The sequence below is a fragment of the Acidovorax sp. M14 genome, from assembly GCF_049331375.1.
GTDB lineage: Bacteria > Pseudomonadota > Gammaproteobacteria > Burkholderiales > Burkholderiaceae_C > Acidovorax.
On the sequence record NZ_CP186263.1, the window covers coordinates 4,907,565 to 4,930,172 of the forward strand.

Annotated in this window: 19 protein-coding genes; 5 read left to right on the forward strand and 14 right to left on the reverse strand. The window is 65.1% G+C overall.

Going from position 1 to position 22,608, the window contains the following annotated elements; all coding sequences use genetic code 11:
- Nucleotides 1-7: 7 nt before the first annotated feature.
- The 5 genes from ACOYR4_RS22875 to ACOYR4_RS22895 all read right to left on the reverse strand — a co-directional run bounded on the left by ACOYR4_RS22875 (nucleotide 8) and on the right by ACOYR4_RS22895 (nucleotide 4,791).
- Nucleotides 8-508 carry a GNAT family N-acetyltransferase gene (locus tag ACOYR4_RS22875; RefSeq protein ID WP_209816775.1) on the reverse strand — a complete coding sequence of 167 codons (501 nt, stop codon included), beginning with the start codon at nucleotides 506-508 and terminating at the stop codon, nucleotides 8-10.
- Nucleotides 509-525: 17 nt separating this feature from the next.
- Nucleotides 526-1,230, reverse strand: a complete 705-nt coding sequence (locus ACOYR4_RS22880) for a riboflavin synthase subunit alpha (protein ID WP_422848181.1) — start codon at nucleotides 1,228-1,230, stop codon at nucleotides 526-528.
- Between the two features lie 209 nt (nucleotides 1,231-1,439).
- On the reverse strand, nucleotides 1,440-1,970 hold the full coding sequence (locus ACOYR4_RS22885; protein WP_209816773.1) for a hypothetical protein: 531 nt from the start codon (nucleotides 1,968-1,970) through the stop codon (nucleotides 1,440-1,442).
- Nucleotides 1,967-3,199: an AAA family ATPase gene (locus ACOYR4_RS22890; protein WP_209816772.1), complete on the reverse strand. Its 1,233-nt coding sequence runs from the start codon at nucleotides 3,197-3,199 to the stop codon at nucleotides 1,967-1,969. Before ACOYR4_RS22890 ends, ACOYR4_RS22885 begins: the two co-directional genes overlap by 4 nt.
- A gap of 242 nt (nucleotides 3,200-3,441) precedes the next feature.
- Nucleotides 3,442-4,791 (reverse strand): esterase-like activity of phytase family protein, encoded by a 1,350-nt coding sequence (locus ACOYR4_RS22895; protein WP_422848182.1) that lies wholly within the window; start codon nucleotides 4,789-4,791, stop codon nucleotides 3,442-3,444.
- A gap of 194 nt (nucleotides 4,792-4,985) precedes the next feature.
- Here ACOYR4_RS22895 and ACOYR4_RS22900 point away from each other — a divergent pair, with 194 nt between their 5' ends.
- Entirely contained in the window at nucleotides 4,986-5,237 is a 252-nt protein-coding gene (locus ACOYR4_RS22900; protein ID WP_056056709.1) for a hypothetical protein, read from the forward strand.
- A 28-nt stretch (nucleotides 5,238-5,265) separates the two neighbouring features.
- On the opposite strand, the gene ACOYR4_RS22905 is transcribed toward ACOYR4_RS22900, so the two are convergent.
- The 7 genes from ACOYR4_RS22905 to ACOYR4_RS22935 form a co-directional block, all read right to left on the reverse strand.
- Complete coding sequence (locus ACOYR4_RS22905) at nucleotides 5,266-6,984, reverse strand: NAD(P)-binding protein (protein ID WP_422848183.1); 1,719 nt, start codon at nucleotides 6,982-6,984, stop codon at nucleotides 5,266-5,268.
- Between the two features lie 11 nt (nucleotides 6,985-6,995).
- Nucleotides 6,996-7,988 carry a response regulator gene (locus tag ACOYR4_RS22910; RefSeq protein WP_422848184.1) on the reverse strand — a complete coding sequence of 331 codons (993 nt, stop codon included), beginning with the start codon at nucleotides 7,986-7,988 and terminating at the stop codon, nucleotides 6,996-6,998.
- Nucleotides 7,985-11,737, reverse strand: a complete 3,753-nt coding sequence (locus ACOYR4_RS22915) for a PAS domain S-box protein (protein WP_422848185.1) — start codon at nucleotides 11,735-11,737, stop codon at nucleotides 7,985-7,987. The genes ACOYR4_RS22910 and ACOYR4_RS22915 overlap by 4 nt, the downstream gene beginning before the upstream one ends.
- 119 nt (nucleotides 11,738-11,856) lie before the next feature.
- On the reverse strand, nucleotides 11,857-13,431 hold the full coding sequence (locus ACOYR4_RS22920) for a polyamine aminopropyltransferase (protein WP_422848186.1): 1,575 nt from the start codon (nucleotides 13,429-13,431) through the stop codon (nucleotides 11,857-11,859).
- Between the two features lie 85 nt (nucleotides 13,432-13,516).
- On the reverse strand, nucleotides 13,517-13,735 hold the full coding sequence (locus tag ACOYR4_RS22925; protein WP_015016355.1) for a DUF350 domain-containing protein: 219 nt from the start codon (nucleotides 13,733-13,735) through the stop codon (nucleotides 13,517-13,519).
- A gap of 73 nt (nucleotides 13,736-13,808) precedes the next feature.
- Nucleotides 13,809-15,332: a DUF4178 domain-containing protein gene (locus tag ACOYR4_RS22930; RefSeq protein ID WP_422848187.1), complete on the reverse strand. Its 1,524-nt coding sequence runs from the start codon at nucleotides 15,330-15,332 to the stop codon at nucleotides 13,809-13,811.
- A 114-nt stretch (nucleotides 15,333-15,446) separates the two neighbouring features.
- Nucleotides 15,447-16,496 (reverse strand): SPFH domain-containing protein, encoded by a 1,050-nt coding sequence (locus tag ACOYR4_RS22935; protein WP_056056717.1) that lies wholly within the window; start codon nucleotides 16,494-16,496, stop codon nucleotides 15,447-15,449.
- Nucleotides 16,497-16,778: 282 nt separating this feature from the next.
- Between ACOYR4_RS22935 and ACOYR4_RS22940 the strand changes: the two genes are divergently transcribed.
- Nucleotides 16,779-17,051, forward strand: a complete 273-nt coding sequence (locus ACOYR4_RS22940) for a DUF2061 domain-containing protein (RefSeq protein WP_422848188.1) — start codon at nucleotides 16,779-16,781, stop codon at nucleotides 17,049-17,051.
- A gap of 227 nt (nucleotides 17,052-17,278) precedes the next feature.
- Here ACOYR4_RS22940 and ACOYR4_RS22945 read toward each other — a convergent pair whose 3' ends face one another.
- Together ACOYR4_RS22945 and ACOYR4_RS22950 are read right to left on the reverse strand one after the other, a co-directional pair.
- A complete protein-coding gene (locus ACOYR4_RS22945; protein WP_015016359.1) occupies nucleotides 17,279-17,584 on the reverse strand; it encodes a flagellar basal body protein in 306 nt (101 codons plus the stop codon).
- Nucleotides 17,585-17,678: 94 nt separating this feature from the next.
- A complete protein-coding gene (locus ACOYR4_RS22950; protein ID WP_422848189.1) occupies nucleotides 17,679-18,659 on the reverse strand; it encodes a LysR family transcriptional regulator in 981 nt (326 codons plus the stop codon).
- 128 nt (nucleotides 18,660-18,787) lie between these two features.
- Between ACOYR4_RS22950 and ACOYR4_RS22955 the strand changes: the two genes are divergently transcribed.
- From ACOYR4_RS22955 to ACOYR4_RS22965, 3 genes are all read left to right on the forward strand, one after another.
- On the forward strand, nucleotides 18,788-20,149 hold the full coding sequence (locus tag ACOYR4_RS22955) for an aspartate aminotransferase family protein (RefSeq protein ID WP_422848190.1): 1,362 nt from the start codon (nucleotides 18,788-18,790) through the stop codon (nucleotides 20,147-20,149).
- Between the two features lie 20 nt (nucleotides 20,150-20,169).
- Nucleotides 20,170-20,799 (forward strand): DJ-1/PfpI family protein, encoded by a 630-nt coding sequence (locus tag ACOYR4_RS22960; RefSeq protein WP_422848191.1) that lies wholly within the window; start codon nucleotides 20,170-20,172, stop codon nucleotides 20,797-20,799.
- A gap of 70 nt (nucleotides 20,800-20,869) precedes the next feature.
- A complete protein-coding gene (locus ACOYR4_RS22965; RefSeq protein WP_422848192.1) occupies nucleotides 20,870-22,387 on the forward strand; it encodes a CoA-acylating methylmalonate-semialdehyde dehydrogenase in 1,518 nt (505 codons plus the stop codon).
- Nucleotides 22,388-22,608: the final 221 nt, after the last annotated feature.

Consider the following 22,608-nt stretch of genomic DNA (forward strand, 5'->3'; position numbering starts at 1 on the left):
ACAAGGTCTACAGCGCTCGCGCCATGTACACGGCGCCTTCGCCGTAGCTGGCCAGGCGGACCTGCTGGGTGGCGTCCTGCAAGGGGTGCAGTGCATAGCCCTGCCGCTGCCAGTAGGCCTGCGAGCCCTGCACCGAGACCAGCGCGCTGTGCCGCAGCCCTTCTGCGCGGGCCTGCGCCCACAGGGGCTGCAGCAACGCAGGGGCCAGGCCTTGCCCTGCATGGGCGGGCAGCACGGCCATGTCGTGCAGGTACAGCGTGTCGGGCTCGGCGGCGGCTTCAAAGTCGCCGTGCAGCGGTGTGACCTTGCCACGCACGCTGCGGTAAGCCGCCAGGTAGGCACACACCGCGCCGCCTTGCTCCAGCACCAGCGAGCAATTGGCGGGGCTGGCGAGGCGGCGGGCAAACACCTCGCCGCTCTCCACAAACCCCTCGCCATAACAGGCCAGTTGCACGGCCAGCAGGTCGGCCAGATCGCTCAGCGCCAGCGGGCGCACCACCACGGACATGGGAGAGCTTCGCTGGGTCAGTGCGGCAGCACGGGCGCCTGCACAAAGTCGTCGAGCGACAAGCCCTTTTCTTTCAGCAGCGCCTCCAGCACGGGCTGCAGGCGGCCCAGGCTCTCCTGCACCGCCTCGCGCACGGTGTCCACCACCACCTGGGTGCTGCGCTCGATCTCGATGTTCAGGCGGTCGCCCACCTTCTTGTGCTCAAACACGGTGGCACGGCGGGTCTCGGGGATCATCCAGATCTCGAACCAGCCCTCTTGCCGGTTCACCTCGGCCACCGTGAGGCTGGCGCCGTGGATGGCGATGTAGCCCTTGGCAAAGATGTAGCGGCGAAACGCCTCGGGCACGGCCACGCGCCACACCAGGTTGTTGTCGAACTCGCGGCGCTCGATGAGCGTGCCGGTGAAGTCCACATGGCCCGACAGCGGATGGCCGCCGATCTCGGCACCGTCCTTGGCCGCGCGCTCCACGTTCACGCGGTCGCCCTGGCCGTAGCTGCCCAGCGTGGTGATGTTCAGGCTCTGCAGCATCACGTCGAAGTTGGCCTGCGTGGGCGACAGGATCTCGGTGACCGTGAGGCACACGCCATCGGTGGCCACGCTGGCGCCAATGGCCAGGTCCTGGCAGAAGCCCTCGGGGAAATCGAGCGTGAAGGTGCGCAGCCCTGCGCGGTCGTGGATGGCGGCAATGCCTGCCGTGGCTTGGACGATGCCTGTGAACATAAGCGCAGTTTTGGTGACAGGTCGCGCGGAGATCGGTTAGAGACGACTTCGCGCTTGGAGGAAGAGCTTGAATTTTGCCAGCCTCCTTGCCTTGAACCCAACGAACAGTGCATCGTCTGTGCAACACCAACGCTTGAGCCCCTTGCAGGTCGGAGGCTCAATCGCACCACCTCGAATACGCAACGCCAATGGTTTCCGACGTATCTCCATCAGATAACTACTCGGGCTGTGGGTGGACTCATACCGCGTGCTGCAAGCATATTTGCCTCCCTACTACCAGGACGGATACCTACGTGGGCAGTTGCCATCCAGCGAAAAGGCTGATGACCTTGCTCGCGGCAGGCATCGGTTAGCGCCTTGAGTTGGACGAAAGCTGGTTGGTTGAGTTTGGCTTGAAGCCAGTCGAGTTTTGCCAAAACGGTTTTGACTTCACCCAGGCTGGATGCAGAGTGCGGCTCTACCCAAACCGCAAACTCCTTCTTTCCCGCTGGAAGCACACCCAAACCAAAATCCCAACGGTTGGAACGGGCTTCGACTTGCTTGAATGCAAGATCCATATCCACACTGCCAGTGAAGCGGGTGTTCGCCAACTTGCCGTCGATTTGTCCCCTATATCGGTTGTCCACAGCAGTTTTCCCCGGCGCTGCAGTCAGTCCAGCGGCAGTCACCGCCTTATCGAACACTGATGCTGGTGGCGTAGCAAGAGCTTTCCGCTTAGTGTCAGATTTCCTCGTGCTCATAGCGCCTTAGCCTTGATGGACTGCGCTCTACGTTTGCGCTGAGTTTGACTCTCCACCCGATTCACTAAGTCCGCAATCGCTTTACCTGTACGACTTGCGAATCCAACCAACCCACCCCATTCGGCCTCTGCAGCCTGTTCAGACAAAGGGCTCAACCTCGAAATATCTTCTACTTCGCTATCTCGATTAAAGAAATACACCCGCAGGTCTTTCTTAAGCACGGCTCTTCCAAGCTCGTTAGCGTATCCGCTCGCACTCAAATTCAGCAACTTGCGGACATCTGTCGCGGTTCCTCCCAACTGTTTGAACTCCTGCAAGGCCCAGACCAGATCCAATACGACCGGGGAATGAGTAGACAAAACAACTTTGTAGCCCCGCTTCATCAGCTCCAATACCAGTAGCAGCACGGCCTCGATGCCTTGGGGATGCAAACCCATTTCGGGCTCCTCAACCACGACCCACTCAATCGCATCACGTCGGGTAATTGCGCCGCCAGGGCACAACCAATACAAGCCAAGTAAAAGTGGCGTGAATTCGCGTTGCCCAGCCGACCAAGCGGTATACGGCAACCCCTCTGTATGGCCTGGCACATTCAGAACCAATCGCTTAGTGAACTCCTTGGAATCCACCGCCAGCCGCGCCGTACCGTACAAGTGCTGGGTAATGGGCTTTCGCAAAGTGTCATTGAGACGATTGGACTGCGGAAACAATTCACCTTTAGCACCAAATTCGTTCTGCAGAAGATCATGCACCGTATCGCTGAAATACCGCAGGGTGTAAGGATCACCGTAGTCAAATTGTCCAAAATTCTGCGTCATACCGCGCGTCAAACTCATGACCCGTTGGGCCGGTATGAAAAACAGCTTTTCTTTGCGCTGTTTGCTTGTACTGACTTTAGCTAACTCAGGCAGCGTCACTGGCTTGTCGTTCCATCTCAGCTTTGAAGAATCGCTCTTCCACGCTGCAGCCATACCTTTGCCGTAATACCCACCTAGAAAAGCGCTACTGTCCCCGTTGAACACTACGTTATGGCGGCGGAATGTATCGTGAATATGGTCTCGATCAAGTGCCAACTTGAGCGTTTGCAGGAAGATGCTCTTCCCTGTTGCCTGCGGCCCCACAATGACCGTGAGGTCGCCAAATGCCACATCAGCAGACTTGATAGGTCCTACCTGCTGGAGACTCAGACGATTGTGCTGAGCGGCCTTTCCACTTTTACGTGTTGCCATCGCTCACCTCATGGTGTGGCTGCAGTACCCAGCCCACAGCGGTTGGATTGCCGAATTCAGGCGCAGCAGTAGCGCCCTGCAACGGCTGCAGTTGTTCGTTGGACATCCGCTCACTCCCTCAAATCTCAAAAGGGGAAGTTATAGCAGGCCCAAATACGAATGCCGATATTGCAGGGCTGCTCCCGACTTACAAACTTCCCTGAGCGGGGAGACAAACCGGGATCGAATCGACACCTCGGCAGTTACTTCGCCCGCAAGAGCTCGCCCACGTCCAGCAGCACCAACTCGTTGTCATCCGCCTTGTTCGGGTCGCGGCTGCTGCTGAAAGGCAGGTTGTTGTCGTTGCCCACCACGATGTGCGTGCCGTCCACGATGTCCACGTTTTCAATGGTGAAGAACGGGAAGGTCAACACGCCGTTGTTCAGCGGCTTCCTGGCCAGGCGCTGCGGGTCCTGGATGTTCATGAGGTCGATGTAGCCTACCTTGCGGATCTCGCCGCCCACGTTGGCGTCGCTCATCTCCACCTTGTACACACGCTTGAATTTGGCGAGGTCATGGAAGCAGTCCGTGCGCTTCTGGCTTTCAGGGCAGGCCTTGTCGGCCGTGCCTTCGCCGTTGTCGCGCTCGATGATGAGGCCCGTGGTGGCATCGATCATGTTGAAGTCGCCAATGGCGTGGTGGTTGGCCTCCAGCACGTACTTCCAGTGGCGGCCGGTCCATTGCTCGGTCTTCACATCAAATTCGAGCACCCGCAGGTACTGCTTGCCGCCCACGTTTTCGTACGCCTTGGCGCCGTCGTTCCACAGCGCGCCTTCGAGCAGCGCATAGAGCTTGCTGCCGTCCTTGCTGGAGGCCATGCCTTCGTAGCCCTTGGAGCGCTTGACCTCGAACGGCGTGGGCTTGGCGTCGGGTGCGCCGGGCATGAGCACGCCGGGCGCATCGGGCGAGCGCACGACCTTGCCGTCCACCTGCGTCTCGAACACGGCCAGCACCTTGCCGTTCAGGTCGGCCTTGATGAGGAAGGGGCCGAATTCTTCGCCGATCCACAGTGCGCCACCGGCGAACTGGAAGCTCTCGGGGTCGAAGTCGGCGCCGGTCAGGTAGCGCTTGTCGGTGCCTTCGTGGGTGATGCGGAAGGGGATCTTCTTGTCGGGGTCGTGCAGGAAGATGGTCTTGAGGCGGTTGAACTGGCCCGACTTGAAGTCCACGGTGTAGTGGCTCAGGTGCAGCATGAAGTCGGGCGAGTTGGCCTTGGAGCCCGCGCCGTTGTCGGTGAGGATCCAGAACGATCCGTCGGCCATGCGCTTGATGCCCGAGTGGCCCTGGAGGGGCTGGCCCTGAAACGGCAACGACACACCCGTGTCGCGGCCGCCCGACTGGCCCATCACGCTGCCCACGGCGTCCACACGGCGGGGCGTGGTGAACTTGCCCGCCACCTGCAGGTCTTGCGGCGCGTCTTTGGGCGCGGCAATCACGGTGAGGGCGGGCAGCACGGCGTGGCCGGCCAGGGTGACCGGGAAGGCCTGCTGGGCGATGGCGGGGGTGGCGCACAGCAGCGCTGCGCAGGCGGCAATCAGGGACAGTCGAGACATGGTGGTCAAGGTGAAAAGAGCCAAAACCGTGGACGATGCCGCCGCCCTGTGACACCGTCATGAAAGGCCGTTCTCCAACGCCCCCCACCAGGCAACGCCGGATCGGGCACACACCAGGGACCTGGCCAGGGACCTTTTTCCGCTGGCAGGAATCACACCGGCCTCACCCCACCCGCACAGCCTGCGCCCCCGCCATGGAAACCCTCTCTGCACTGCAATCCCTCGGCCTGGAGCTGCCCAGCCCGGCCTACATCGTGGGGGCCATCCTGTTTGGCCTGATCGGCATGGCGGCCTACTGGCACGGCAAGCGTGCGCAGCAGCCGCGCACCCGCTGGTGGGGCGTGGCCTTGATGTTCTATCCCTATGTCGTCTCGGCCACCTGGCTGCTGTACGCCGTGGGCGTTGCGTTGTGCCTGGGGATGTGGTGGGACGGGCAGCGCGGCTAGGAACGGTCTGGACGAATCGCCGCAGACCTCAACCGGCGGCAGCCACCAGCCCCGCGCCATGCCCGCGCGTAAAGGCCTCTTCAAACACCGAATACCCCGACCAGTCGGCATGCGCAAACGCCAGCCGTGCGGTGGTGGGTGTGGGCAGCCAGGTGGCACGCTCACCATTTGATAGCACCTTGGGCACGAAAGACCTGCGCTCCAGGCCGATTTGACTCAAAAACTGCAGCAAGCCCGGTGTGGGGATGGACATGGCGTGCCCGTAGCGGGTGATGTCTACGCGCGTGGCGCGCTGGCGCAGGTCGGGGTGGGGCACGGCCAGGGCGGCCAGGGCGGCGTCGGCCCAGTGCTGCCAGGGCAGGGTGGCCAGCTGCTGACGGCCGTCCGCCCGGTCGCCCAGCGCCTGGTAGTAGGTGAGCACGGTGGGGCCGGCTAGCGTGGCGCGGGTGTCCAGGCGCTGGTGGCCGGCGTTGACATAGCCCAGGCCCCCCGCCGTGGGGTCGGCGTACAGGACGTTGTCCCAGGCCGGCGCGGCGCCCGGGCGGTCGGTGAGCGGGCTGTGGATATGGATGTTGGCCACCAGCCAGGGCGCCCACAACAGGCGCTGGGCCGCCCCGGTGAGGAAGGCGGGCGGGTTCTGCACCACGCGCGCCGCCACGAAGACGGGCAGCGCCACGATGCAGCGTGGCGCCTGCCAGCGCTCCACGCTGTCGGTGGCGTGGTTGAACGCATCCACCTCCACGCCGTGGCGGCCTTCGGTGATGCGCAGCACGCTGGTGCCGGTGCGCAGCTGGCCGCCGCCGTTGGCGGTGTTGGCCAGCGGCTCGGCCAGGCGCCGGGTGATCCAGCCATTGCCCTCGGGCCAGGTGAGCACGCTTTCGCGGGCTTCGTCCACAGCCTCGCCAGGCGCATGAAAACCGTGGCGGCTGGCAAAGTAGTGGATGCCCGCCCAGGCCGATACGCGGTCGGCCCCGGCGCCGTAGTCGTCGCGGCAGCAGTAGTCCAGGTACCAGCGCAGGTGGGCATCGTCCAGCCCTTCCTGCGCCAGCCAGGCGGCAAACGTCATGGCGTCCAGCGCCTGCTGGCTGGGCGCCAGCGGGCGCTTGGCGGTCCACAGCTTGAGTGCGGGCATGGCAAACCGCGCGGCCTTCGACTCACGCTCCACCGCCTGCGCAAAGCGGCGGTACTGCGCCAACGTGGCCTCGCCCACGCCCTGCACGGGCAGCAGGCCCTCCTGCCACTCGCCCTCGAAGTACAGGCGCTCCTGCGGGCTGTGGCACAGGTGGCGTTCGTCGTACTGCCAGCGCCCGGCCACGCGCTGGCGCAGGCCCAGCTCCTCCAGCAGGTCTTGCACCTCGCGCGCGTCGTCGCCAGGCACGGGCAGGTAGTGCGCGCCCTGCGGGCAGGCCAGGCCATTGACGGCGGTGCCCCGGCTGTTGCCGCCTGCGGTGTCTTCCAGCTCCAGCAGCGCAAAGTCCTGCACGCCTGCCAGGCGCAGCGCACGCGCTGCGGCCAGCCCCGCCACGCCACCACCGGCAATGATGACCTGCGCGCGGCGCACCACGGCGGGCTCGGGCCAGGTGCCGCGCGCCAGCCACTCACGCAGCTGGTGGCCGCGCGCCATGTCGATGCCGGTGAAGCCGCCTTCCAGCGGCGGCACGGCGTGGTCGCACCCGCCCAGCGCAGCCGTGGCCAGGGCGGCGGCGCCCGCCACGAACTGGCGGCGCTGCAGGGTCCAGGGGGTCATGCGGTCACGCCTCAATCGGCCCAGCGGGCGCGAATCTCAAGCAGCTGCGGCACCAGCGGGGCAAACAGCGCCACCAGGGCGGGGTCGAAGTGTTTGCCGGCCTGCGCTGCAATGTGGTCCAGCGCATCCTGCACGGGCCAGGGTTCTTTGTAGGGGCGGCGGGTGGTAAGCGCATCGAACACATCGGCCACGGCCACAATGCGCGCCGACACCGGAATGGCCTCGCCCGCCAGGCCGCGCGGGTAGCCGCTGCCGTCCCACTTTTCGTGGTGGGCCAGCGCAATCTCGCGGGCCAGCTGCAGCACGCCGGACGGGTGCTCGCCAATGATCTCGGCGCCAATCTCTGGGTGGCGGCGCATGGTGTCCCACTCGTCGGCGTTCAGCGGGCCGGGCTTGCGCAGCACGGCGTCGGGGATGCCGATCTTTCCCACATCGTGCATGGGCGCGGCATTGAGCAGGTCTTCGGCCCAGGCCGGGCTGTGGCCGGCAGCCAGCGCCAGCAGCTGGGCAAAGTGGCTCATGCGGATCACATGCATGCCGGTTTCGTTGTCCTTGTACTCGGCCGCGCGGCCCAGGCGCTGCACGATCTGCAGGCGGGTTTCACGCAGCTCGTCCATGCGCACCAGCGACAGGTGGGTGCGCACCCGCGCGCGCACCACGGGCGGGCTGACGGGCTTGGTGATGTAGTCCACCGCGCCCGCGTCAAACCCGGCGGTTTCGTCCTGGCTGTCGGTGAGGGCGGTGATGAAGATCACCGGGATGGAGGCCGTGGCGGCATCGGCCTTGAGCGCGCGGCACACGGCATAGCCATCCAGGTTCGGCATCATGATGTCGAGCAGCACCAGGTCGGGCCGCTGCTCGCGCGCCACCTGCAGCGCGCGTTCGCCGTCGGTGGCAAACAGCAGGCGGTAGTCGGCCTGCAGGATGTGGCGCAGCACCTGCAGGTTGGTGGGCTCATCGTCCACCAGCAACAGGCGGGGCCGCTGGTCAGGGGCCGGGGTCATGCGGGGTTCTCCAGGGGTTCGTCCAGCCAGTGTGTGCGCAGCTGCTGCAACTGCACCACGGCCTGGTCAAAGTCAAAGGTGTCGATGGCCTCCTGCAGGCGCTCTGTGGCGGCCGCAGGCAATAGCTGCACCAGCACGTCCAGCGGCGGCTGGGCCAGCTCGGACTGCGCCAGGGCCTGCTGCAGCGCGTGAGCGGCAGCCCGGGCCTGCTGGCGCTGGTCGGCGGTCAGCGGTGCGTGCTGGCCCACGCCGGGGGCGGGTGCTGCGGCGGCCTCAGCCTCGTGGGCGAGGGCCTGCTGCACGGCCTGCAACGCGGCGGGCAGGGCGGCCACGAGCGGCTGCAGCGCTGTGCGGTCCAGGCTGTGGGCGGCCTCCTCGATGCGCTGCGCCAGCGTTTGCAGCGGGCCCAGTGCCAGGTTGCTGGACGCACCACGCAGGCGGTGGGCCAGCGCGCGGGCCGCGTCCATGTCGGGCTGCGCCACCATGGCCTGCAAGGTGGCGGGGGTGGCAGCGTGGTCGGCCAGCAGGCGGGCCACGGCGTCGCGCAGCAAAGCACGCTGGCCCCACAGGCGGGTGCCGCGTTCCCAGTCCACGGCGGGCACGGCAGCCTGGGGGGCGGGGGGCGTGTCGGGGCCGCGCGACAGGGTCTGCAGGCTGCTCCAGCCCGACGAGGAGGCATCGGGCTGTAGGTGCAGCACGCGGGCGATCTCGCGGAACAGGCGGGCGGGCTCCAGCGGCTTGCTGGCAAAGCCGTCCATGCCGGCAGCGCGGGCGTTGCGCCGGTCCTGCTCCAGCACGCTGGCGGACAGGGCGATCACCGGCACCGGCTTGCGCCGTTGCGCCTGCTCGAACGCGCGGATGCGGCGCGTGGCCTCCAGGCCGTCCATGCCGGGCATCTGCAGGTCCATCAGCACCACGTCAAAGCGCCCGGCCTCGTAGGCGGCGACCGCGCTTTCGCCGTCCCGCGCCACGGTGACCTGGTGGCGCCCCCGGTCCAGATGGATCTGCAGCAGCTCGATGTTGGCCGGCACATCGTCTACCACCAGCATGCGCAGCGGCGGCAGCTGCACGGCCTGTCTCACGGTGGCCACGGCCGCCGTGGCCTGGCCCACGGGCAGCGGCACACACACGGTGAACGTGGTGCCCACGCCCAACGTGCTGCGCACACTGATGCTGCCGCCCATCAGCTCGACCAGCTGGCGCGAGATGGTGGTGCCCAGGCCCGTGCCGCCGAACTGCCGCGTGGTGGACGCATCGGCCTGTGCAAAGGGGTCGAAGATGCGCTCCAGGTGCTGCGCGGCGATGCCGATGCCGGTGTCCTCCACCTCCATCACCAGCGTGCCGTCGTGGTAGTCCAGCCGCAGCAGCACATGGCCGCGCTCGGTGAACTTGAGCGCGTTGCCCAGCAGGTTGAGCAGCACCTGTTGCAGGCGCAGCGCATCGCCCCGCAGGTAGGGCGGTACCCGGTCGTCCGTCACGCACTGCAGCGCGAGCCCCTTCTTGCCCGCATGGATGCGCAGCGAGGCGAGGATCTGGTCGCACACCTCCTGCAGCGAGAAGTCGGCAATCTCCAGCTCCACCGCGCCTTTTTCCAGCTTGGCGGTGTCCAGGATGTCGTTGAGCAAGCGCAGCATGGACCGCGCCGCATGCTGCACCGTGCCCAGGTGGCGGCGCTGCTGCGCGTCCATGGGGGTGTCGAGCAGGGCCTCGGTGAAGCCGATGATGGCGTTCATGGGCGTGCGGATCTCGTGGCTCATGTTGGCCAGGAAGGTGCTGCGCGCGGCAGCGGCCTGCTCGGCACGCTCCTTGGCAGCGCGCAGCTCTTGCTCCATGGTGCGGCGCTGGGTGAGGTCGGTCGCAAACTTGACGACCTTGAAGGGCTGGCCCTGCGCGTCAAAAATGGGGTTGTAGGTGGCCTGGATCCAGATGCGCCGGCCGTCCTTGCCCAGTCGCTGGTACTCACCGCCATCCAGCTGACCGGATCGGAGCTGCTGCCAGAACTGCGCATACGCCTCGGTCTGCGCGTAGGCGGGCTCGCAGAACATGCGGTGGTGCTGGCCCACGATCTCCTGGAGGCCATAGCCCATCAGACTGAGGAAGTTGTCATTGGCATGGAGCACACGGCCCTGCATGTCGAACTCCACTACCGCCAACGCGCGGTTGATGGCGCGCACGGTGCTTTCGAACTCTGCGTTGCGTTCCTTGAAGGCGGTCATGTCCATGATGACCCCGTCAATCCATTGCACTTGGCCATCGTCCCCCACCACGGGGCGCCCGCTTTCGGACACCCAACGCAAGCGGCCCTCGCGGTCACGCAGGCCAAACTCCACGTGATAAGGCCTGTGCTCCTCAATGGCTGCCGACACCTCGTTCCAAAGACGGTCCACCTCTTCAGGCAGCGTTAACTGTGTGAAGTTGACACGCCCTTGCAGGAAGTCTTGCGGCAGCCACCCCGTCAGCGCTGTCACGGCATCACTGATGAACAGCATGGTCCAGTCGGCGTCATAGCGGCAGCGAAAAGTCACACCAGGAATGTTCCCTATCAGCGAGCGCAAACGCTGCTCGCTCGCCTTGAGCTCCTGCTCCATCGCGCGGCGCTGGGTCAGGTCGCTGATGAACCCCACAAACACCGGTTCGCCATCCAGCGGTACGCGTCCAACGGCAATGCGAATGGGCACGGTATTGCCGTCGGGGCGCAAGGCCAGCACCTCGCGGCTGTTGGCGCCGACCACGCCACCGCCCTGGCCCTGCAGGTAGCGCTGCAGGTAGGTGTCATGGCGAGAGCGATCAGGCTCGGGCATGAGCATGGACACGTTCTGGCCCACCACATCCTCAGGGCGCCATCCCAGGATGCGTTCGGCCGCCGCATTGAAGGACTGCACCCGGCCCTGCGCATCAATCATCACCATGCCATCCACGGCCGTGTCGGCAATCGCGCGCAGGCGGGACTCGCTCTGGCGCATCTGCAGGAACATTTGCCGGTAGCGCAGGCCAGCGTTGATGGCGATGACCAGTACACCAATAACCAGGGCCACGGCAGCCACCGCCAGGGCCATGGGAGTGCCCTCTGCAGCAGCCAACAGCTCCAACTCGTTTGGCACCTCGATAAAGCGCAACGCCGCCATCCCGGTGTAGTGCATGCCCGCAATGGCCAGCCCCATGACCACGCCCGCTGCCAGGTTCAGCCAGCGGGCCCGCCAGCGAACCACCCGCTCCAGTCCAAATCGCACCCACAGGGCCACAATGGCCAGCAGCACGGCCACCAAGACGGAGGCCGCAAAGCCCCAAGGATCAAAGCGCATGAATGGAGCCCACTGGGACGCCTCCATACCGATGTAATGCATGGCGCCAATGCCAGCGCCGACGAGCACGCCGCCGACGACCAGGGCTGCACGGCTGATCTCGCGGCGCATCAGCAGCCCCAGCGCAACCCACGACGCAGCCACGCTCGGAAGCATAGACAGCGCTGTCATCCAGGGATCAAAACGCCCGCGCCCACACACTGTGAATGCGAGCATGCCGATGAAGTGCATCGACCAGATGCCCCCACCCAACGCCATCGCACCGGACCCTCGCGCCATCTGGCGCATGAACCGAGTGTCTGCACGCCGGGCCAGGCCCGCCATTTGTAGCGCCAGCACAGACGCCAGCACCGCCATCGCTACAGACAGCGCCACCAGCCAAGGATCATGCTGGGCCCAGAGCAGCGGATAGGGCTGTGCGTTAGAGAGGAAAAAGAAATCCGGCATCGGGAGCCCACGGCGATCAAGTCTTGACAGCTTTGTAGCCGATTGTGAAGTGGGTGGCAGCGGGCAGAACCCCTGCAAATCGCTCGGCGAATGCTGGTGGGGCACGGACCACGGATGGCTCAATGCGCCACCACCTTGCCCCATTCGCGCTCGTAGCTGTGCACCAGGGCCTGGTTGGACAGGCGGTTCACATCGGCCGGCACCCGCGCCATATCGAGCGGAAAGTCGAACAGCAGCGGCAGCGACGGGGGGCTCAAAAACCGCAGCCCGGGCGGCAAGGCATCGGGCAGGCGCCAGGGCCTGCGGCTGGCGATGACATAGCCCCATTCGCCAAAGCTGGGCACGTGGGCGTGGTACGGCGCTGTCGAGAGGCCCACGGATTCGATGGTCTGCACCACCGTCCAGAAGCTCTGGCGCGCCACCAGCGGCGAGGTGGTCTGCACCACCGCGTAGCCACTGGCCGCCAGCCGCTTGTCCAGCAAGGCATAAAAGCTGTTGGTGTACAGCTTGCCGATGGAGAAGTTGGTGGGGTCGGGAAAGTCCACCACGATCACGTCAAAAAGGTCCGTCCCCTGCTGCAACCACCCAAAGGCATCGGTGTTGACGATGGTCACCTTGGGGTTTTGCAGCGCGTTGCCGTTGAGCTTTGCCAGCGTGGGGTTCTCGCTGAAGATGCGCGTCATGGCCGGGTCCAGCTCGACCAGGGTGACGGACTCGACCGAGGGGTACTTGAGGATTTCGCGCACGGCCATGCCGTCGCCGCCGCCCAGCACCGCCACCCGTTTGGGCGCCCCGTGGGCGGCCATGGCAGGGTGCACCAGGGCCTCGTGGTAGCGGTATTCGTCGGACTCGGAAAACTGCAGGTTGCCGTTGAGGTACAGCCGGTGGCCATAGCGGCCCTGCGTGACCACGATGCGCTGGTAGGGCGTGGCCGTGGTGAAGATGATGCGGTCCTGGTAGAACTTGTCCTCGGCCAGACTCGTGATCTGCTCGGCCCCCGCCAGCCCGGCCAGCAACAGTCCCACCACCATCAGGCAGGCGAACAAGTGGGCTTGAAGGCGCCGCAGCTCATGCCGGAACAGCCATACAGCCCACAACGCCACGGCGGCGTTCATCAGCCCGAACAGCAGCCCGGTGCGGATGAGCCCCAAGTGCGGCACCAGCAGCAGCGGAAACGCCAGCGACACCGCCAGCGCACCCAGGTAGTCGAACGTGAGCACCTGCGAGACCAGGTCCTTGAGCACCACGTTGCGCTTGAGGATGCGCATGACCAGCGGAATCTCCAACCCCACCAGCGTGCCCACCACCAGCACCATGCCGTACAGCAGAAACCGGAACGCGCCCGGCGCGTACGCATTGGCCAGGAACAGCGTGGCGGGCAGCGCGCCGCCGATCAGCGCCACCAGCAGCTCGATGCGCAGGAAGTGCGCGGGCAACTGCCGCTCGAAATAGCGCGACAACCACGAGCCCAGGCCCATGGCAAACAGGTAGGTGCCAATGATGGTGCTGAACTGCAGCACCGAGTCGCCCAGCACGTAGGAGGCCAGCGCACCGGCGGCCAGCTCGTACAGCAAGCCGCAGGCCGCCACAACGAACACGCTGATGAGCAGCGCGATGTCGATGGGGCGGGGGCCGGAGGTTGGGTTCGGCACCGCAGGCGCGGGCGCGACGGAAGGCGGGGTGGGAGACGACAAGGCGGCGGTCAGCGCACCCTGCCGGGTGCGCCGCTTCGTTCATTCAGGCAGTAGGGGCTCGAAAACCAATCAATGCGTCGATGCGTCAATGGATGGCAGCCGCCACGATGATGCTGATGCCCAGGCACATCGCAGCCACCACCAGACCCAAGGCCTGGTTCTGCTTTTCAACGATCTCGCGCCACAGGTCATAGGGCGTGATCTTGTCGACGATGACAAAGGCCAGCCAGAAGATGATGACGCCAATGATGGCGTAGAGGATGGACCCGAGAAATGCCGCGGGTTTGAGCCATTCGAATCCCATCATGGTGTGATCTCCTTGAAACGTGTGGTCAGTGACAGTGGCGGGTAGACGGTGGGCAAGCGCAGACGCTGCACTACTTGTGGCTGCCGCCCGACGAATATCCGCCGTACGAGCCCCCCGAGCTGCGGTAGCTGGAGGACGAGGAACAGTTTTCGACCCGGGGATCGCAGCTGGAGCAGCGGCTCAGCAGGATGAGCAGGATCAGGATCACCACCGCGATGATGATGATGGTGCCGCAACCCAGGCCAGATTTGGCCACGAACGGGCCAGGGTCGTCGCGCTTCAGGACATCCTTCTTGTCATCCAGCTTGAACGCCTTGGCCACCGTGTCGCTGGAGAGCTTGTCCCCTGCAGACCAGGTGATCTCGTTCGGACTCTGCTCCATCGACAGCAGGCCCTTGGCGCTAGCAAAGTCGCGGTTGGTGGTTTTCTGTCCGCGTGTGACCTGCCAGTAGAACTCGCCCAGCACATAGGTGGTCTCGGCCTCGTAGGTGTACTTGAGGTCGTACTTGGTGCCCATGTACGTGGCGGAGCGACCCGTGGCTGCCATCTGCGGCGCGCCGGTGGTGGGGCGCACCATGCTCCAGCCTTCTTCGGAATCGACCAGGAACGCAAAACCGCGCTTCTGGTTGTAGAGCAGGTATTCGCTCCAGCCAAAGTGCTCGCTGTCCTCGCCATGGCCGGGCTCCACGCCCATGCGGTGCTGAAAGCCCACCACCTGCCAGTGCACGCCCTGTAGCTGCCCCTTGCTGCCCAGCGGGATGAGGGGCTGCACGGGTTCGTCCTGCTCGGCCGAGCGCAGCTCGCCGCCCACGCCGCTGTCCAGGCTGATGATGCTGGCGCACGAGCCGCAGGTGATGCTCTTGGAGGTGGACAGCTGCACCTGCACGGGCGCACCGCAGTGCGGGCAGTTGAACTGGCGACCTTTTTCGTCCTTGGCCGATTCGTCCTTCAGCCCCTGCAGCTGCAGGTCTTCGAGCAGCACGGCCTTGCCACGCTCCACATTGGGCGGGGTGTGGCCGTAGTCGATGCTGATCACCTCGCCGTCGGCGCTGCGCAGCTCGACCATGCCAAAGGGCTGGCCCAGCGGCGGTAGTTTGGGCAGCTCGCCCTGGGCCGAGATCAGCTGTGCCTGGCCGGTGTAGGCCACGCTGTAGGGTTTGCCGTTGATGGCCGTGGTGGTGCCGATGCGAAAGCGCTCGGGCGCAGGCATCTCGCGGCCGGGGTCGATGGGCCGGGTGAAGACATAGGCACCGTTGTCTTCGCCCAGCGTGGCCAGCGTGCCGTCATTCAGGAAGGCCGCCCATTCGGTCCACACGCCCGCGTCGCCCTTGTATTGCAGGCGGCCAATGAGGGTGAAGGGAACGTCCTTACCGTCGAGCTGAATGCGCCCGCTGGCCATGAGCTGCAGCGGGCTGTGGTCGTCGAACAGCTCGGCCATCTTGCCCAGGCGCGTGAGCACGTCGCCACTGCGCACGACGGTGCTCTGGCAGTAGCCGCAGACGGCATGGGTGGACTGCGCGCTCTTGAACTCCACCGGCGCGCCACAGCCGGGGCAGGGCGCGCGGTAATAGCGCTGGGTGGGGTCGGTGGCCATCGTGTGGAGTGTTCTGCCCGCGCCGCGCTAAACGGATTTGAAGCCCTATTGGCCTCTAGCGCTTATCCCTCCAGCGCAAACAGCTATTTTTATGATAGCAATCGATCCGATCGATCAGACGAGTTTCTTGAGCAGTTCGGCCTTCTTGGCGTCGAACTCTTCCTGCGTGAGGATGCCCTTGGACTTGAGCTCGCCCAGCTTCTCCAGCGTGGCCATCACGTCTTCGGGCTTGACGCCCACTGCAGCGGCCGCCGCTGCGGGCGCTGCCTGGGCTGCTGCGCCGCCGCCTTGCAGGCCCTGCTGCAGGTTCTGCGCGAGCACCTGGCCCAGCGCCACACCCGCGCCCAGACCCATGGCGTCTCCCGCCACGCCGCCACCGTTGCCCGCGCCCTCGGCAAATTTGGGGATGGCCTGCGCCGTCTGGTACTGCATGAATTTGGCCATGTCGTTGCCCACCATGCCCATGCCGATCTTCTGGTCGAGGATCTTCTGCAGCTCTTCGGGCAGCGAGACGTTCTGCACCGTGAGGGACTCGATCAAGATGCCCAGCTTGGCGAAGATGGGCGCCAGCTCCTTGGTCAGCGCATCGGCAAACATGACCTGGTTGGCCGCCAGGTCCAGGAACGGCAGGCCGCTGCCCGCGATGGCGTTGCTGATGTTCTGCAGCACCAGGCCGCGCAACTGGCCTTCGAGGTCGGCCACGGGATAGGACTCACGCGTACCCGAGATCTCGGTGTGGAACAGCTTGGGGTCGGCAATGCGGAAGGCGTAGTTGCCGAAGGCGCGCAGGCGCACGGCGCCAAAGTCCTTGTCGCGGATCGTGATGGGCTGGGGCGTGCCCCACTTCTGGTCGATCTGCTGGCGCGTGCTGAAGAAGTACACATCGCTCTTGAAGGGGGACTCAAAGAGCTTGTCCCAGTTCTTGAGGTACGTGAGCACCGGCAGCGTCTGCGTGGTGAGCTTGTAGGTGCCGGGGCCGAACACGTCGGCCACCTGGCCCTCGTTCACAAAGATGGCCATCTGCGACTCGCGCACCACCAGCGTGCCGCCGTTCTGGATTTCCATGTCGCGCATGGGGAAGCGCCAGGCCAGCGTGCCGTCCCCCTCTTCGGTCCACTGAATGATGTCAATGAACTGTTTCTTGATGAAGTCCATGAGGGCCATGTGTGCTCCCAAAGCAAAAGAGGGGGTTGAAAAGAGCGGCCATCATAGCAACGGGGGCTTTGGTCGCATCGGCTTTTTTTAGCGGCGGAACGTGAACTAGTTCACGCGCAAAACCAGTCTGTTTGGGATAGGCGCTGCGGCTCTTCGCACAGCGCCATGGGATAGCGGCTATCTGCACTTTAGTGATGATCAATTGGCTTTTGATATTGCGAATCACTACCATTCAACCATCCCTGCTGCACTGCCGCAGTCTCTGTTGAACCGAAGAAGTAGGAGTCCGCCATGTCCCTCATCCGCCACGTTGCCCGCCAGAACCAAACCATGCTGATGAAAACGGGCAGCTACTACCTGATCCACATCTGCGTGGCCGCCCTGGTGGCCTATGCCGTCACCGGCAACCTGTGGGCCTCGCTCACTCTGAGCCTGCTGGAGCCCACGGTGCAGGCGGTGGCCTTCTTCTTCCATGAAAAGGCGTGGGACCGGGCGGGCCGGCGCGCTGCACGCCAAAGCGCTACGGTATCGCCCAGTGGCAGTCCAGCCATCCAGGGCGTCTGAACAAACTCACGACAAGGAGCACCGCTGTGTACGCCATTCCACTGCGCAGCCGCACCGCCACGGGCCTGGCCTTTCAGCGCTGGTTGGTCCAGCGCCTCGCGGGGCTGGCGCGTACCAATTGATAAGCGTGACAACGGGCAGTCCTCTGTGCCTGCGCCAGAAACGAACATGCCCCGGCCAGCGGGGCATGGGGGTGGGAATACCAATGAACGCTGAACGGACTGCGCTCAGGCCTTCACATCCAGCAGCGAGCCCATCATTTCGTCCTGCGTCTTGATGGTCTGCAGATTCGCCTTGAACGCGTAGGTGGCCGACATCTGCTCCACCGCTTCCTGCTCCAGCGCCACGCCCTTGGCGTCCTGCTCGCGTTGCACGGTGGCGCGCACGCCGGCGCTTTCAGCCACTTCTTCTTGTGCAACCACCTCGCGGCGGTAGCCGGGGGTGTTCATGTTGGCCACGTTGTTGGCCGACGCGTCCAGTCGCAACTGGGCGGCCTGAAGGCCTGAACTGCCGATGGAGGAAATACTGGCCATGGGCGCTGCTCCCGATGTCACACAATGTTGCAAAGAAGGCGAATTGTCCGCCTCGCCGCATTCGCTGGCAAGCCACAGCCCCGCAATGCCCCTGTCAGCGACCGGGGCGGTGCGCGTCTTCCAGGCATTGCGCAAACGCCTGGGCCGCGCGGGCGGGCGCAGGCGAGCGGCGCATCAGGCTCACAAACTGGCAGTGGTAGTGGAACAGCGCAGGGTTTACCGCCTGCATGCGGCCCTGGCGCTCGAAGGCCTCGGCATAGTGGTCGGGCAAGAACCCCAGAAAGCGGCCCGACAAGATGAGCGTGGCAATGGACTCCTGATCAAACCCCGTGGCTGCGCGCTGCAGCCGGGCCTGGTGGCTCAACTCCATGTTGGGAGAGTGATAACCCAGCCCCGCGAACTGGTAGCCCCGCACCGCGTGCCAGTCGGCTGGGGGCGATGACGCCCCAAACAGCGGATGGCCCGCGCCGCAATACAGCAGCATGGTCTCGCCAAACAGGTCGGCGTAAGCCAGGCTTTGCGAGCTGCGGTGCGCGGGGATGATGCCCACCTGGTAGCTGCCGTCGATCACGCCACGCTCGATGGCGTTGATGGAACCCACATGCAGCTGCAGCTGCACATCGGGCGCCTGGGCGGTGAAGGCGGCAATCGCCTCACCGATGCGGGCGGCCGGGTTGCTGGCGGTTTTGTCGAACACCGCCACGGCCAGCTGCCCGCCCATGCGCGAATGGATGTCGTCCACGCTGTCGCGAAAGCTGCGCACCGAGGCCAGCAGGCGCAGGGTTTCGTCATACACCCGCTGCCCCTCGGCCGTCAGCGCAAACCCGGCCCGCCCCCGCCGGCACAGCGTGAGGCCCAGCCGGGCTTCCAGGTCCTTGATGTGGCGGCTGACGGTGCTGGTGCCGATGTTCAGCTCCAGCTCGGCGGCCGACATGCCGCCGCACTCCACCACGCTCTTGAAGACCTGCAACAGACGCAGGTCCATGTCGCTGAGCTGGCCCAGCACGGCGCGGTGTTTTCCAGGTCCGGCAGGCGCGGAGATGGGTGGGGGTGGAGCGGGGTTCTTTACTTGCATAAATCGTCAAGTAAACATTGATATTGGATTATTTGAGAGATTAACAGGCGGCGCAACAATGCCCTACGTCAAGCCCCAGCCCGCTGGGGTTGCCTGCATTTTTTTGCCGCCTTGCACTGGAGAACCCCATGAGCTTCGTCAACATCGAAAAACCCGCCGCCGGTGCCGAAGGCCCCCGCATGGACGCCGAATGGCTGGACGCGCACTGGATGCCCTACACCGGCAACCGCCAGTTCAAGGCCAACCCGCGCATGATCGTGGAGGGCAGCGGCGCGTACTACACCGACTCCGAAGGCCGCAAGATTTTTGACGGCCTCTCGGGCCTGTGGTGCGCGGGCCTGGGCCATGGCCGCCGCGAGATTGCCGAGGCCATTGGCAAGCAGGCGATGAAGCTCGATTACGCGCCCGCCTTCCAGTTTGGCCACCCGCTGTCGTTCGAGCTGGCCAACCGCGTCAAAGAGCTGACGCCTGCGGGTCTCGACTATGTGTTCTTCACCGGCTCAGGCTCCGAGTCGGCCGACACGTCCCTCAAGATGGCCCGCGCCTACTGGCGCGCCAAGGGCCAGGGCACCAAGACGCGCCTGATCGGTCGCGAAAAGGGCTACCACGGCGTGAACTTCGGCGGCATCTCGGTGGGCGGCATAGTGGCCAACCGCAAGCTGTTTGGCCAAGGCGTGGAGGCCGACCACCTGCCCCACACCCAGCCGCCCGCGGGCTCGTTCCACAAGGGCATGCCGCCCACAGGCAAGGAGCTGGCCGACCGTTTGCTGGAAGTGATTGCGCTGCACGATGCATCGAACATCGCCGCCGTGATCGTCGAGCCCTTCTCGGGCTCGGCCGGTGTGGTGATCCCGCCCGTGGGCTACCTGCAACGCCTGCGCGAGATCTGCACACAAAACAACATCTTGCTGATTTTTGACGAAGTGATCAGCGGTTTTGGCCGCAGCGGCGCCTGGACGGGTGCCGAAGCCTTCGGCGTGACGCCCGACATCCTGAACTTTGCCAAGCAAGTTACCAACGGCGCGCAGCCGCTGGGCGGCGTGGTGGCCACCAAGGAGATCTACGACACCTTCATGGCCGCAGGCGGCCCTGAGTACATGCTCGAATTCCCGCACGGCTACACCTACTCGGCCCACCCGGTGGCCTGCGCAGCGGGCATTGCGGCGCTCGATATCCTGCAAAAGGAAGACATGATCGGCCGCGTGAAGGCGCTGGCCCCGTACTTTGAGCAGGCGGTGCACAGCCTCAAGGGCGCCAAGCATGTGGCCGACATTCGCAACTTTGGCCTGGCTGCCGGCTTCACCATTGCAGCGCTGCCCGGCGAGCCTGCCCGTCGTCCGTACGAGATTGCGATGAACTGCTGGAAGAAGGGCTTTTACGTGCGCTACGGTGGCGACACCATCCAGCTGGCGCCGCCCTTCATCAGCACCCAGGCCGAAATCGACCGCCTGATCAGCGCCCTGGGCGACGCCCTGCAAGAAACGGCTTAAGGCACAAGCCCGACCGGCCCATGCGCATTTCCATCCTCACCTTCGACGCCTTCAACGACCTCGACTCGCTCGTGGCGTTTGGCATGCTCAGCCGCATCGCGCTGCTGGGCGACACGGACTGGCAGGTGCGCATTGCGAGCCCCACGCCGCGCGTCACGTCCATGAACGGCCTGACCATCGACGCGCACGAGGACCTGAGCCAGTTGGCCCAGGCCGATGCGGTGCTGGTGGGCAGCGGCATGAAGACGCGCGAGGTGGCCAACACCCCGGCGCTGATGGAGCAACTGCGTGCGCTGAACCCTGACCGCCAATTGCTGGCCGCGCAGTGCTCGGGCACCTTTTTGCTCAGCCGCCTGGGCCTGCTCAGCGGCACGCCCGCCTGCACGGACCTGACCAGCAAACCCTGGGTGGTGGAGTCGGGCGTGGACGTGGTGCCGCGCGCGTTCACTGCCCGTGGCAACGTGGCCACGGCGGGTGGGTGCCTGGCGTCGCAGTACCTGGTGGCGTGGCTGCTGGCACGCCTCAAGGGGCTGGACGCCGCGCGCGAGGTGCTGCACTACTTTGCCCCGGTGGGTGAGAAGCAGGAATACATCGACCGCGCGCTGGCGCATGTGCTGCCGGTCTTGGAGTCCCAGGCCGTCACGGCCTAGTTACTATTAATTTGATAGCTTGTGGCGCATGTTGCACTAACGCTACCGGCACTTTTGACCTGAAATCACCATGAACCACGACAAGAACGTCACCACCACCATCGGCCACCTGATCGACGGCAAGCTCGTTGCCGACACCGAGCGTACGCAGCCGGTGTTCAACCCCGCCACTGGCCAATCGACCACCAGCGTGGCGCTGGCGAGCAAAGCGACGGTCGAAGCGGCCATTGCCTCCGCCGAAGCCGCCTTCCCCGCCTGGCGCAACACGCCGCCTTTGAAGCGCGCCCGCGTGATGAGCAAGCTGAAAGTGCTGCTCGAAGAAAACGCCGACAAGATCGCTGCCCTGATCACCGCCGAGCACGGCAAGGTGCTGGCCGACGCGCACGGCGAGCTGCAGCGCGGTATCGAGAACGTGGAGTACGCCAGCTACGCACCCGAGCTGCTCAAGGGCGAGCACAGCCGCAACGTCGGCCCATCGATTGACTCGTGGAGCGAGTTCCAGGCGCTGGGCGTCACCGCCGGCATCACGCCGTTCAACTTCCCGGCCATGGTGCCGCTGTGGATGTGGCCCATGGCCGTGGCCTGCGGCAACACCTTTGTGCTCAAGCCTTCGGAGCGCGATCCCTCCTCCACGCTGTTCATCGCCCAGCTCGCGTTGGAAGCGGGCCTGCCGCCCGGCGTGCTGAACGTGGTCAACGGCGACAAGCTGGCCGTGGACACGCTGCTGCGCGACCCCCGCGTCAAGGCCGTGAGCTTTGTGGGCTCCACCCCCATTGCCGAATACATCTACGCCGAAGGCTGCAAACACGGCAAGCGCGTGCAGGCCCTGGGCGGCGCCAAGAACCACGCGGTGCTCATGCCCGACGCCGATGTGGACAACGCCGTGAGCGCCCTGATGGGAGCGGCCTACGGCTCGTGCGGCGAGCGCTGCATGGCCATCCCGCTGCTGGTCGCCGTGGGCGACGCTGTGGGTGACGCCGTGATTGCGGGCCTGAAGACCGAGATCGCCAAGATGAAGGTCGGCCCCGGCACCGACAACAGCAACGACATGGGCCCACTGGTGTCCAAGCCCCACTTCGAGAAGGTGAAGGCCTATGTGGACAGCGGCGTGGCCGAGGGCGCCACGCTGGTGGTCGACGGCCGCAGCGTGAAGGTGGCGGGCCATGAGGAAGGCTACTTCCTGGGCGCCTGCCTGTTCGACAACGTCAAGCCCGGCATGAAGATCTACCAGGAAGAGATCTTCGGCCCCGTGCTGGGCGTGGTGCGCGTGAAGACGCTGCAGGAAGCCATGCAGCTCATCAATGACCACGAATACGGCAACGGCACCTGCATCTTCACCCGCGACGGCGAGGCTGCCCGCTACTTCACCGACCACATTCAGGTCGGCATGGTGGGCGTGAACGTGCCCCTGCCCGTGCCCGTGGCCTACCACTCGTTCGGCGGCTGGAAGCGCAGCCTGTTCGGCGACCTGCACGCCTACGGCCCCGATGCCGTGCGCTTCTATACCAAGCGCAAGACCATCACGCAGCGCTGGCCCTCGGCGGGCGTGCGGGAGGGGGCGGTGTTCAGCTTTCCGAGCAGCCGCTGAAGCATCCGTCAGCGTTCAATTTTCAACGACAAAGGCCCCACGCGGGGCCTTTTTTCGTTCCATGCCTCGACATAGCGTTTGAAGACAAGGCACCCCAATGATCACGGCTGGCGCGGCATGCACCCTTTTGACGCCAGAAGGGTCCATGAAGCGACCCGTTTCGGGCAAGCACGGTGTTCCCCCTCAAAAAGCAAAACACCTCATAGCTTTTGTGCATGGAT